Below are 12,709 nucleotides of genomic sequence, written 5' to 3' on the forward strand. Positions count from 1 at the left end.
TAAAATGATTATCTTGGGAGAGGTGGCCGAGTGGTTGAAGGCGCAGCACTGGAAATGCTGTATAGGGGCAACTTTATCGAGGGTTCGAATCCCTCTCTCTCCGTTTTATATTAGTTTATTTTGGTTAACTACATCAACACCTTTGTCTTCAAAATATCTTTTATAGTAGATAGCTATCCTATTAACAAGTTATAAAAAATTTTTTTTATTTAAATTAAGTTGAAAATATTTGATTTTTACTATTATATGTAAATATCTAAGAAAAAAATTAATTAAATTATTAGTAAATTTTGCTTTAATTTAGCGATCTAAAATCATGGGGCAAATAGTTGGAATAGATTTGGGTACTACTAACTCTGTTGTTGGAGTTATTGAAGCTGGTCGTCCAATTGTTATTGCTAATTCTGAAGGCTCTAGAACTACGCCTTCAATAGTTGGATTTACAAAAGACAAAGAAATAGTAATTGGAGATCAAGCAAGAAGACAACTTGTTCTAAATCCTAAGAATACCTTCTATAACCTAAAAAGATTTATTGGTAGTGACTGGGATGAATTAGATGAAAATAGTATTTCTGTTCCATACAATGTAAAGGCTAATAATACTGGAAGCGTTAGGGTTCTTAGTCCAAATACTGAAAGAGAGTATGCACCAGAAGAATTAGTTAGCTCATTAATTAGAAAATTAATAAATGATGCTGAAACATATCTTGGAGATACTGTTGACTCTGCTGTTATTACAGTCCCTGCCTATTTCAATGAATCTCAAAGGCAAGCTACAAAGGATTCTGCAATATTGGCTGGTATAAAAGTAGATAGAATCTTAAATGAACCTACAGCAGCAGCATTAGCTTATGGTTTTGAAAAAAGTTCATCTAATAATGTTTTGGTTTTTGATTTAGGGGGAGGAACATTTGACGTCTCATTATTAAAAATTTCTAATGGTGTGTTTGATGTTAAAGCAACTTGTGGAGATACTCAACTAGGTGGAAACAATTTTGATTCAAAAATTGTGGATTGGCTTGCTGAAAAATTTCTTGCTAAATATGAAATTGATCTAAGGAGGGATAGACAAGCTTTACAAAGATTAACTGAAGCCGCCGAAAAAGCTAAATGTGAATTATCTGGGTTGCAAAAAACAAAAATATCCTTACCTTTTATCACTACTAGTAAGGAGGGTCCATTACATATTGAGGAGACCTTAGATAGAAAAATATTTGAATCATTATCTCAAGATCTTTTAGATAGATTATTAGAGCCTGTGCAAATAGCATTAGATGACTCCGGATGGAACGCAGATGATATAGATGAAGTAGTTCTTGTGGGTGGCAGCACGAGAATTCCAATGGTTCAACAATTAGTAAAGACCCTTGTTCCTAATGATCCCTGTCAATCAGTTAATCCAGATGAAGTTGTTGCAATTGGAGCAGCAATACAATCCGGAATAATCAACGGCGATTTACAAGATTTACTCCTAAATGACGTTACTCCCTTATCTTTAGGTTTAGAAACTATTGGTGGTCTTATGAAGGTACTTATTCCTCGTAATACACCAATACCAGTAAGACAATCGGACGTTTTTAGTACATCAGAAGCTAATCAATCATCAGTAGTTGTTCAAGTACGTCAAGGAGAAAGGCCTTTAGCCTCTGAAAATAAATCACTTGGTAAATTTAGACTATCAGGAATACCTCCAGCTCCAAGAGGAATACCTCAAGTACAGGTAGCATTTGATATTGATGCTAATGGCCTTTTAGAAGTAAGTGCAACTGATAGAACAACTGGAAGAAAGCAAACAGTTACAATTTCTGGAGGTTCTAATTTAAATGAACAAGAAATTAATTCGATAATTGAAGAAGCTAAATCAAAAGCTAATGAAGATAGGAAGAGAAGATCTGTAATTGATAGAAAAAACAGCGCTTTAACTCTTATTGCTCAAGCTGAGAGAAGACTTAGGGATGCTTCATTAGAATTTGGACCTTATGGGGCTGAGAGGCAACAACGAGCTGTTGAATTAGCAATTCAAGATGTTGAAGATTATATAGATGATGAAGATCCTCAAGAATTAGAAATATCAGTAAGCGCTCTACAAGAAGCATTGTTCGGCTTAAATAGAAAATTTGCGGCAGAAAAGAAAACTGATAATAATCCCTTACAAAGCATTAAAAATACATTTGGATCATTAAAGGATGAACTCTTTTCTGATGATTATTGGGATGATGACCCTTGGGACAATCAAATGAATAGAAATTATAGAAATTCGAGGTATGGTAATTCTAGGGACGATGATCCATGGGACAATGACTACTTCCTCTAAAAAAGACTATTTGTCGATTTTGGGCTTATCCCCTGATTTCGATGATAATGAACTTAAAAAGGCCTTTCGAAGAGAAGCAAGAAAATGGCATCCAGATTTAAATAAAAACGATATTAATGCAGAAGAAAGATTTAAATTAATTAACGAAGCATACGAATATCTTAGTGATCCAGATGTAAGAAAAAATAGTTCGGATGAAAAAATTGATCATGAAGACGATAAAAATTTCAAGACAGGTTTTCCAGATTTTCAAGATTATCTTGATTCATTATTTGGATATGAATACTCACCAAAGAATTACGAGGAATATGATAATGAAACATTTGAAGATGAATTGATAAATACTAATAATGACGAATTTAATAATTATGAATATCCTACAACCTCTCCGGAGGAGCCGCCTCCAGTTAAACTCCACCAAGATATCGAGACAATAATTGAATTAACCCCGGAAGAGGCCTTAAATGGAGCTTCAATCTTAATAGAGCTTGAAGATGAAACCGTAGTAGAAGTTGATACACCTCCTTTTGCTGGAGATGGATGGAGATTAAGACTTGAGAATATTGCAAGAGGAGGAAAGGATCATTATCTGCAGTTAAAAGTTCAAACGGAAAGTGGTCTAAGAATTGATGGTTTAAGAGTTCTTTATAAATTAGAGCTATTTCCTCATGATGCTCTTCTTGGCTGTGCAGTAGAGGTTCCTACCCTTGATGGAAATGTCACACTTCAAGTGCCTCCAAAATCATCTACGGGAAGGATGTTACGTTTGAAAGGTCGAGGTTTAACATTCGAAGATAATGTAGGTGATCAATATGTTGAAATCATGGTAGTGATACCAGCTGATATTAATGATGAAGAAATTGCTTTATATACTAGATTACAAGAATTATCACTTTCTGATTCTTAATCAAATATTATATAAATAGAAAAAATCGATACTTATGAACATATTTGTTCTTTTATATAATTCAGGAACAGATAAAGAAGGAATTCATTCAATCGAACTTAAAGGAAGGACCATTGTTCTTATGTTTGAAGATAAGGATGATGCAATAAGATATTGTGGTCTACTAGAAGCTCAAGATTTTCCTTTGCCAACAGTTGAAATGATCAACATAGAGGAAATAAAAGATTTCTGCAAAAAATTAGATTATGAATGCAAATTAGTAGAACAAAATTTTATACCTAAAACAGCAGAAGATAGGTTATTAATCTCACCACCCCAGAAAAACCTAGAAGTTGAAAATTGGGAGGAAGACAATAACAATAACAAAGATAATATTGATATAAATACCATTAAGGAAAACCTTGAAAAGTTGCTTTAACTATTAAAATATTAATTAATTACTAAACAAATAAAACATGACTACAGCATTATTTGAAACAGAAGTTGGAAACATTAATATTGAATTTTTCTCTGATGACGCACCTAATACGGTCAAAAACTTCACCAGTTTAATTAGTGATGGTTTTTATGATGGTTTAGCCTTTCACAGAGTTATCCCTGGATTTATGGCTCAGGGTGGATGTCCAAATACTCGTGATGGAGCATCGGGTATGCCTGGAACTGGAGGCCCTGGATATAATATTAAGTGTGAAATTAATTCCAATAAACATCTAAAAGGTTCACTTTCTATGGCTCATGCCGGAAAGGATACTGGTGGCAGTCAATTTTTTATAGTTTATGAACCACAGCCTCATCTCGATGGAGTTCATACTGTTTTTGGCAAGACTGAAGATATGGATGTAGTACTAAAGCTTAGTAATGGTTCAAAAATTCTAAAAGCAACTTTAAAATAGTAATTTAACCTTCAAAAACAATACTAAATGTATCTTTATCTAGATTAAATTTTCTTGTACAAGAATATAAGATTTCATTATTAATAGTAAATTTAGTATTAATTAGTTTAATGCTACTTTTTGGGTGTAATGCTTGTTCAATGTTTCTAGAAACAATAATTCCAATCTTTGAACTATTTTCATAATTGGATAAAAACTGAATAAATAATTCTATATTCTTTATTTCTTCATCAGTAATGGTTGAATTGGTTCTATTCTGATCATGCAAAATTCGCCAAACTAATTTGGGCCGATTCCAAAAAGCCAACAATCTCGGGGTACTTTCCAGTTTAATATTAATGTTTTGATCACTACAGAATTTAATCACGTTATTTTTTATTGGAACAAGATCAATAGATTTATACTTTCCGTCTAGAAAAATTGAAATAAATGGATCGATATTTCTGGAATAATGATTATCTTCATCAATCATGTGGCCTAGCTTCGTTTTTTTTACACTCAAATATTCTGCATTATTATCGTTTGGACAAATTACTAATGGAACTCTCTCAATAACCTCTATTCCATAACCACCTAATCCAGCAATCTTTCTAGGATTGTTTGTAAGCAATTTTAGTTTTTTTATCCCTAGATCTGTTAATATTTGTGCTCCAACCCCATAATTTCTGAGATCAGCTGGAAAACCTAATTTTTCATTAGCTTCTACAGTGTCTAATCCACCATCCTGTAAACTATAAGCTTTTAATTTGTTTATCAGACCAATACCTCTTCCTTCTTGTCTCAGGTAAACAACAACTCCCTCTTCCTCCTTTTCTATCCTTGATAAAGCAGCCTCTAACTGAGGTCTACAATCACAACGTAATGATCCAAAAGCATCGCCAGTTAAACACTCTGAATGCATTCTTACTAGTACAGGTTCGCTCAATTTTGATGATTTTTGTTTAACTAATGCAACGTGTTCTGAACCATCAAGTTCATTAATATATCCATAAGCTTTGAAATTACCAAAAATACTTGGAAGTACAGCATCAGATTTTCTAAATACAAATCTCTCAGTTTGAAACCGATAACTTATTAAATCAGCTATGGAAATTAATTTCATACCCCACTGTTTTGCATACTCTTTAAGTTGTGGAAGTCTTGACATGGAACCGTCAGGATTTTGTATTTCACAAATCACTCCAGCAGGATAAAGACCTGACATCGCAGCAATATCTACTGCTGCTTCGGTATGACCTGCTCTTTTTAATACTCCACCTTTTTTAGCTCTTAATGGAAAAATATGTCCTGGCCTCCTTAAATCATCAGGCTTTGTATTTGGGTTTATAGCAACTTGAATTGTCTTTGCCCTGTCTTCAGCAGAAATTCCAGTAGTAACATTATTTTCAGGTCCAGCATCAATTGAAATCGTAAAAGCTGTTTGATTTTCATCTGTATTTCTATCTACCATTAATGGTAAATCTAATGAGTCAAGCTTTTCACCCTGCATAGCTAAACATATAAGACCACGACCCTCAGTGGCCATAAAATTAATTTGCTGTGGAGTTGCAAACTGCGCAGCACAGATTAAATCTCCTTCATTTTCTCTTCTTTCATCATCTACCACAATAATGCATTCACCATTTCTTATAGCTGCCAACGCATCGCTTATAGGATCAAATTCAATTTTAAAAGATTCATTTATATCCAAAATTGTTCCATTATTTGATTTGGGACTTGTTTCTTTCATTATTCCTATCAATATAGAAAAATAGTGTTTTAGTTACCTTTAATTCAACACTTTATAATCCTATCTCAAAGTCTGCCAATTCAAAGAAATGAATGTTGCAATAGTAGGTGCTACTGGTTACGGCGGTATTCAAGCGGTAAATCTTTTAAAGAAAAATAAAAAATACAAAATTTCATTTTTAGGAGGTAATAAAACATCTGGATCAAAGTGGAATGATAATTTCCCTTTTATTTATCTTGATAACGATCCTTATATAGAAGAAATTTCAGTAGATAATATTTCAAAAAATGCAGAGGTTGCTTTGCTTTGCTTACCAAATGGCCTATCTTCAACATTAACGAGGAAATTATTAGATAGAGGACTTAAGGTTATTGATTTATCTGCTGATTACAGATATAAGTCTTTAGATGAATGGAAAAAAGTATATTCCAAAGAAGCTGCTATCTATAAAAGAAATGATGATGATTTATGTAAAGAGGCAGTCTACGGTCTTCCTGAAATAAATAAGGAAGCCATTTCAAAGGGAAGATTAATTGCATGTCCAGGATGTTATCCAACATCTGCCCTTATTCCATTAGCTCCTTATCTCTCTCAAGGGATCATTGAAAATGAAGGTATAGTTATTGATTCTAAAAGTGGAACCTCTGGAGGTGGTCGAGAGCCAAACCAAAAGCTGCTCTTTTCAGAATGTGGAGAGGGTCTATCAGCATATGGATTGATAAACCATAGACATACCTCAGAGATCGAGCAAGTAGCATCTTTAATTTCTGGAAATAAAATTGAACTTCTTTTTACACCTCATTTGGTTCCAATCTCAAGGGGCATGCATTCGACTATATATGGGAGATTAAGAGATCCAGGATTAACTTCTGATGATTGCAGAATTCTATTGGATAATTATTATAGAAATTTTAAAAATATTAAAGTCTTACCTGTAGATACATTCCCTTCAACAAAATGGGTTAAAAATACAAATCAAATTTTCCTTTCTGTTAAAGTTGATATTCGAAATGGAAGGATTATTATTTTATCTGCAATTGATAATTTATTAAAAGGTCAGACTGGGCAAGCAATTCAAAATTTAAATATTATCTGTGGATTTTCTATGGATGAAGGTCTTGATTTAACTAATAATTTTCCATAAAATTGCTTCTTATCAAAAAACCAGCTTGAGAGATTGAATGAGGTAAAATTTTATGCTCAAGCATTTGTATTCTTTTGGAAAGTGATTCAACATCATCATCATCTCTAATCGACAATGCAGCTTGCATTATCAATGATCCACTATCTACTTCCTCTTCTACAAAATGTACTGAACAACCAGTTATTTTTGAACCATTTAATATAGAGTCCTTTATCGCAGAACCACCTTTATATGCCGGAAGTAACGAAGGATGAATATTTATTATCTTATTCTTAAATTTATTAATAAAAAATGGAGTAACTATTTTCATCCAGCCTGCCATAACGACAAGTTCAACATCGTAATGAATTAATGTATTTAAAATTTCTAATTCAAATGCCTCTTTTTGAAGAAAGTCTTTGCCTCTTATAATTTTGTGAGGTATTTTTTTACTTTTAGCTCTTTTAATACAACCTGCATCATCTTTGTTAGTTATTAGAACTTTTATGTCTATATCTAATTCCCCTTTTTCTGAGAGATTAATTAATTCCTGAAAGTTTGTTCCTTTCCCAGAAGCAAGTACACCTATTTTTAATTTTGGGGAAAATCTTCTAAATTCAGATATCTCAGGAGAAATTATGTAATTAAATGATTTATGCAAAGTTTTTTATTTTATCTAATGATAATTTCATATGAAATAAAAAAAACCCTCAATATTAATTGTTTATATTCAAAAACATATTTATTTGAAGATAATAATTTAAACAAATTTAAATGATTTAAATCTATGTACTATTCCTATAGATATAATTGAATAATAAATAAAAGAAACAAATATATAATATGAATGGAGATTTAAACTCATGGGATAAATTTTGTAATTATCTTTGGTTTGATAAAAAATTAAATATTTGGTTAGATATAAGCAAAATTAATTTCACAAGTAAAGAGATAAAAGATTTAGAAGAAAAATTTATAGATGTTTTTTCATCAATAAATGAATTAGAAAATGGTGCAATCTCAAATATTGATGAAAATAGGCAAGTCGGACATTATTGGCTTAGAAATCCATCTATTGCACCCTCTTTAACAATAGGAGAGGAAATTAAAGCAGATATTAATGCAATCTCTGAATTTGGAAAACAAATTTTAAATGGAGATATTAAGAATAAAAATAATCAGCATTATACTGATGTTTTATGGATAGGAATTGGTGGAAGTGGGTTAGGACCATTACTTATTACAGAGTCTCTGCAGAAATGTTCTAGAGGCTTAAATTTTTCATATATCGATAATGTTGATCCTTTCTTAATTAGCGAAAAGTTAGAAGAGTTATCTGAAAAATTATCAACAACATTATTTGTAGTAGTAAGCAAATCAGGTGGTACGCCTGAACCTAGAATTGCTATGGAAATTATTAAAAGTCACTGCGAAAACAATTCTCTTGAATGGAATTCTAATGCTATAGCTATAACTATGAAAGATAGTAAGTTATTTAAAAAAGCCACTTCTGAAAATTGGTTAAAAATATTTAATTTGCAGGATTGGGTTGGAGGTAGAACTAGTATTACAAGCTCTGTAGGATTACTTCCATTAGCTCTTATTAATGAAAATATATCTGAATTTATTAGAGGTGCATCATTAATGGATGAAGCCACACGTATAAGCGATTTTAAAAATAATCCAGCAGCACTATTATCATCCGCATGGTATTTAACTGGGGATGGTATTGGAAAGAGAGATATGGTCGTATTACCTTATAGAGATAGGTTACAGGTATTTAGTAAATATCTCCAGCAATTAGTAATGGAATCATTAGGAAAGAAATTTAATAGGAATGGTGAAGTAGTTAATCAAGGTATTTCCGTTTTTGGTAATAAAGGTTCTACAGATCAACATGCTTATGTTCAGCAACTGAGAGATGGTATCGATAATTTCTTCTGTATTTTTATTGAATTATTAGATTCTCCATCTACTAATATTTTTGATGAAAAAGAGAATCCTAAAGAATATCTTTCTGGTTTTTTGCAAGGAACAAGATCAGCACTGTCTAGTGAAAACAGACAAAGTATCACTATCACGTTAGAAAAGTTAAATTGTTTTTCACTAGGTGCCTTAATCGCTTTATTTGAGAGGGCTGTATCCTTCTACGCTGAATTGGTAAATATAAATGCGTATGATCAGCCTGGAGTTGAAGCTGGAAAGAAAGCAGCCGCAGATATTATTGATTATCAACAAAAAGTAAGTAATTTATTAGATGAAGGTGGAGAATATTCTATAAATGACATAACAGCATTATTTGATAATTCAGTCAGTGAACCTATATTTTTTATACTCCGTGAAATGTGTTTCGGAAATGATAATTATTTAGTTAAGGGCGATTGGTCAAATCCAAATTCATTAGTTATTCAAAAAATAAATTTTTAAACAACAATATTCATAATTTTTCCTTTAACAATAATTATTTTTCTTATATCCTTATCTTGAATCCACTTTAATATGTTAGGTCTTTTAAGAGTCAATTCTTTAATTTGATCTTCACTCATATCATTATTAATATTTACTTTGTCTCTAACTTTTCCATTCACTTGTATTACTAATTGATATGAATCTTCCTTTAGTGCCTCTGCATTAAATGAAGGCCAATGTTCTAAATGCACAGATTTTTTAAATCCTATAAGATGCCATATTTCTTCTGCAATATGAGGTGCAAATGGAGCCAACAAAATACAAAATGTTTTTAAAGCATCAATTTTTAAATTATTATTTACGTCATTAATAGAATTTGATAGTGAATTATAAAACTTCATTAGTTCTGAAATAGCTGTATTAAATTGGTTATTTAATATGTCATTTGAAATTTCTTTTATAGCCATATTCATTGACTTTATTAGACTTTTTTCTTTATCTGGATAGGAATTAGATTTACTGTTTATATCTTTTGAACAATTTATATAAAGCTTCCAAATCCTGCTTAAAAATCTAAATTGTCCTTCAACATCTGTATCTCCCCATTCCAAATCTTTTTCTGGCGGTGCTTTAAATAATATAAACATTCTTGCTGTATCTGCTCCATATTTTTTAATTACTGATTCAGGGTCTATTCCATTATATTTTGACTTAGACATCTTCTCGAAAAGAACTTCAAGTTTGGTATTGTCAATTGGATCTGTAGGATTTGATAAGTCAGTAATATCGGAAGGAGAAACATATTTACCCGTTTTATTGTTTTTATAGGCTGCGGCCTGAACCATTCCTTGCGTTAATAGTTTTTTAAATGGTTCATCAATATCAAATAGTTCATTATCTCGCAAAGCTTTAGTGAAAAATCTTGCATATAGCAGATGTAATATTGCATGCTCTACTCCTCCAACATATTGATCTACAGGTAACCACTTATTAATTTCAATCTTTTCAAATGGCTTATTTGAACATTTTGAAGATGGATATCTTAAAAAATACCATGATGAACACATAAAAGTGTCCATAGTATCAGTTTCTTTTTTTGCCGGCATGCCACATTTTGGACATGTTGTATTTATCCAATTATTATTATTACCTAAAGCATTAATCTTGTTAGCCGAGATGTCTATATCTTTTGGTAATGCAACAGGTAATTCCGATTGGTTTAAAGGAACAGATCCACATTTTTTGCAATTAACGATGGGAATCGGACATCCCCAATATCTTTGTCTAGAAATTAACCAATCTCTTAAACGATATTGAATCTTATTTTCGGCCCATCCATTATTTACGCCCACCTCTGAAATTTTTAATTTAGCAATAGTATTTGCTATACCATTGTATTGATTTGAATTAATAAGATATCCATCTTCCACATAAGCTTCATCAAGCTCTTTAGTTTGTTCACTTTTATCCATTATTATTACCTGTTTAATATCAATATTATTTTTTTTGGCAAAATCAAAATCTCTTTGATCATGAGCAGGCACGCCCATAACAGCGCCTGTTCCGTATTCATCAAGAACATAACTAGCCACCCAAATAGGTATAGGTTCAGAATTAACTGGATTTATTGCTATTAAGCTAGTTTTTATTCCAATTTTTTCAAGTTCATTATTTTTATTATTTTTCAAATATTGTTTAAGATTTTCTATATCTTGTATGGTATCCTGATCAGTAATTTTTTTAATTAATGAATGATTAACAGAAATTGCTAAATAAGTAACTCCAAATAAAGTATCTGGCCTTGTTGTAAATACAGTTATTTTCTTTTCTGGATTGGTATTGATATTGAAATTAATATTTGCACCAATTGACTTTCCAATCCAATTATCTTGCATTATTTTTACTCTTTCTGGCCAGTTATCTAATTTTTCTAAATCCTTCAATAACTCATCCGCATAATTAGTAATTCTTAAAAACCATTGCTTTAATAATTTTTTTTCAACTAATGCCCCAGATCTCCAAGATTTACCCTCTGAGTCAACTTGTTCATTCGCTAGGACTGTATTATCTATAGGATCCCAATTAACTTCTGATTCCTTTTGATATACAAGACCTGCCTTGTATAACTCTAAAAATAGATATTGAGTCCAAATATAATAATTTTCATCACATGTTGCAAATTCCCTATCCCAATCAACTGATAGTCCCAAAAGCTTTAATTGTGACTTCATATGAGAAATATTTTTTTTAGTCCAGACACTTGGACTAATTCCTCTTTCAATCGCAGCATTCTCAGCAGGCAAACCAAAAGCATCCCAACCCATTGGATGTAAGACAGATTTACCCTTAAACCTTTGGAATCGAGCTATTAAGTCTGTAATAACATAATTCCTAACATGTCCCATATGAAGATTCCCTGAAGGGTAGGGAAACATTGATAAGGCATAAAATTTATCACTATTCTCAGTTAATTCATCAGTTTTGTATAAATTGTTTTCTGTCCATATTGACTGCCATTTTTTTTCTATTTCAGATGGATTATATAAATTGGTATCAGCCTCATATTGTTTATCGGGAGAAATCACTTAATTTTTATTTGTTAAATTATTATTTTAATATCCATTGTATAAAATAGAAATAGATTGTTAAAAGGAATAATTTATAATTAAAATTTAAAATATATTATCTAAAAATGAAAAATATAACTTTTGAAAAATATCATGGTAACGGAAATGATTTCGTAATAATAGATTCTAGAGGAAATGAATTATATAAAAATTACAAGACAAATAAAATATTTGATATAAAAAATATTTGTAACAGGCAATTTGGTGTTGGAGCAGATGGTGTGATTTTTATAGAAGAACCTAATGAAGATAATTATGCAAAAATGATAATTTTTAATTCTGATGGTTCTGAAGCACAAATGTGTGGGAACGGAATTAGGTGTTTAGTTGAATATCTCCACGTAAATGATTCAATGAATAATAAAAATATAGAATATAAAATTGAGACTAAAGCAGGTTTAAAAATTGCAAAATATATAAATGATGAAATTACAGTAAAAATGGGAGTTCCAATTTTAGAATGTCAAAATATTCCAACAACAATTGAAAAAAAAATAAATTCAATTCCTTCACACGAATTTATTGAAAAAGATTTTAATAATATGGGTTATGCCGTAGGAATGGGAAATCCTCATTTAATATTCTTTGTAAAAGACATAGAGTCAATTGTTCTTTCCAGACTTGGTCCTATATTTGAAAATAATGAATTATTTCCTGAAAAAACTAATGTACATTTTTGTCAAATTTTAAATAGAGATAATATCAAA

The 12,709-nt window shown here is 31.0% G+C and carries 10 protein-coding genes and 1 tRNA gene; 8 read left to right on the forward strand and 3 right to left on the reverse strand.

What is annotated here, in order from left to right:
• Positions 1-16 precede the first annotated feature (16 nt).
• The 5 genes from AMO19_RS00035 to AMO19_RS00055 all read left to right on the forward strand — a co-directional run bounded on the left by AMO19_RS00035 (position 17) and on the right by AMO19_RS00055 (position 4,114).
• Positions 17-103, forward strand: a tRNA-Ser gene (locus AMO19_RS00035).
• Positions 104-316: 213 nt separating this feature from the next.
• The gene (dnaK, locus tag AMO19_RS00040; RefSeq protein WP_075506824.1) at positions 317-2,314 is read left to right on the forward strand and encodes a molecular chaperone DnaK; all 1,998 of its coding nucleotides are present in this window, start codon (positions 317-319) and stop codon (positions 2,312-2,314) included.
• A complete protein-coding gene (locus AMO19_RS00045) occupies positions 2,265-3,221 on the forward strand; it encodes a DnaJ C-terminal domain-containing protein (protein ID WP_075506825.1) in 957 nt (318 codons plus the stop codon). The genes dnaK and AMO19_RS00045 overlap by 50 nt, the downstream gene beginning before the upstream one ends.
• Before the next feature lie 34 nt (positions 3,222-3,255).
• On the forward strand, positions 3,256-3,639 hold the full coding sequence (locus tag AMO19_RS00050; RefSeq protein WP_075506826.1) for a DUF3110 domain-containing protein: 384 nt from the start codon (positions 3,256-3,258) through the stop codon (positions 3,637-3,639).
• Positions 3,640-3,676: 37 nt separating this feature from the next.
• On the forward strand, positions 3,677-4,114 hold the full coding sequence (locus AMO19_RS00055; protein ID WP_075506827.1) for a peptidylprolyl isomerase: 438 nt from the start codon (positions 3,677-3,679) through the stop codon (positions 4,112-4,114).
• A 4-nt stretch (positions 4,115-4,118) separates the two neighbouring features.
• Here AMO19_RS00055 and ribBA read toward each other — a convergent pair whose 3' ends face one another.
• Positions 4,119-5,843 (reverse strand): bifunctional 3,4-dihydroxy-2-butanone-4-phosphate synthase/GTP cyclohydrolase II, encoded by a 1,725-nt coding sequence (gene ribBA / locus AMO19_RS00060; protein ID WP_075506828.1) that lies wholly within the window; start codon positions 5,841-5,843, stop codon positions 4,119-4,121.
• Between the two features lie 88 nt (positions 5,844-5,931).
• Between ribBA and argC the strand changes: the two genes are divergently transcribed.
• On the forward strand, positions 5,932-6,987 hold the full coding sequence (argC, locus tag AMO19_RS00065) for an N-acetyl-gamma-glutamyl-phosphate reductase (RefSeq protein WP_075506829.1): 1,056 nt from the start codon (positions 5,932-5,934) through the stop codon (positions 6,985-6,987).
• Here argC and purN read toward each other — a convergent pair.
• On the reverse strand, positions 6,971-7,627 hold the full coding sequence (gene purN / locus AMO19_RS00070) for a phosphoribosylglycinamide formyltransferase (RefSeq protein ID WP_075506830.1): 657 nt from the start codon (positions 7,625-7,627) through the stop codon (positions 6,971-6,973). The two genes, argC and purN, sit on opposite strands and share 17 nt — an antisense overlap.
• Before the next feature lie 182 nt (positions 7,628-7,809).
• Here purN and AMO19_RS00075 point away from each other — a divergent pair, with 182 nt between their 5' ends.
• Positions 7,810-9,393, forward strand: coding sequence for a glucose-6-phosphate isomerase (locus AMO19_RS00075; RefSeq protein ID WP_075506831.1), 1,584 nt, complete (start codon positions 7,810-7,812; stop codon positions 9,391-9,393).
• On the opposite strand, the gene leuS is transcribed toward AMO19_RS00075, so the two are convergent.
• A complete protein-coding gene (leuS, locus tag AMO19_RS00080) occupies positions 9,390-11,960 on the reverse strand; it encodes a leucine--tRNA ligase (protein WP_075506832.1) in 2,571 nt (856 codons plus the stop codon). The two genes, AMO19_RS00075 and leuS, sit on opposite strands and share 4 nt — an antisense overlap.
• A gap of 107 nt (positions 11,961-12,067) precedes the next feature.
• On the opposite strand from leuS, the gene dapF reads away from it, so the two are divergent.
• The coding region (gene dapF / locus AMO19_RS00085; RefSeq protein WP_075506833.1) for a diaminopimelate epimerase at positions 12,068-12,709 on the forward strand (642 nt) is incomplete at its 3' end.

The sequence above is a fragment of the Prochlorococcus marinus genome (assembly GCF_001180245.1).
Lineage (GTDB): Bacteria > Cyanobacteriota > Cyanobacteriia > PCC-6307 > Cyanobiaceae > Prochlorococcus_A > Prochlorococcus_A marinus_F.

Excerpts from the sequence above, each read along its gene's own strand:
- dnaK (WP_075506824.1), top strand. The coding sequence starts at position 317 with ATGGGGCAAATAGTTGGAATAGATTTGGGTACTACTAACTCTGTTGTT.
- AMO19_RS00045 (WP_075506825.1), top strand. The coding sequence starts at position 2,265 with ATGGTAATTCTAGGGACGATGATCCATGGGACAATGACTACTTCCTCT.
- AMO19_RS00050 (WP_075506826.1), top strand. The coding sequence starts at position 3,256 with ATGAACATATTTGTTCTTTTATATAATTCAGGAACAGATAAAGAAGGA.
- AMO19_RS00055 (WP_075506827.1), top strand. The coding sequence starts at position 3,677 with ATGACTACAGCATTATTTGAAACAGAAGTTGGAAACATTAATATTGAA.
- ribBA (WP_075506828.1), bottom strand. The coding sequence starts at position 5,843 with ATGAAAGAAACAAGTCCCAAATCAAATAATGGAACAATTTTGGATATA.
- argC (WP_075506829.1), top strand. The coding sequence starts at position 5,932 with ATGAATGTTGCAATAGTAGGTGCTACTGGTTACGGCGGTATTCAAGCG.
- AMO19_RS00075 (WP_075506831.1), top strand. The coding sequence starts at position 7,810 with ATGAATGGAGATTTAAACTCATGGGATAAATTTTGTAATTATCTTTGG.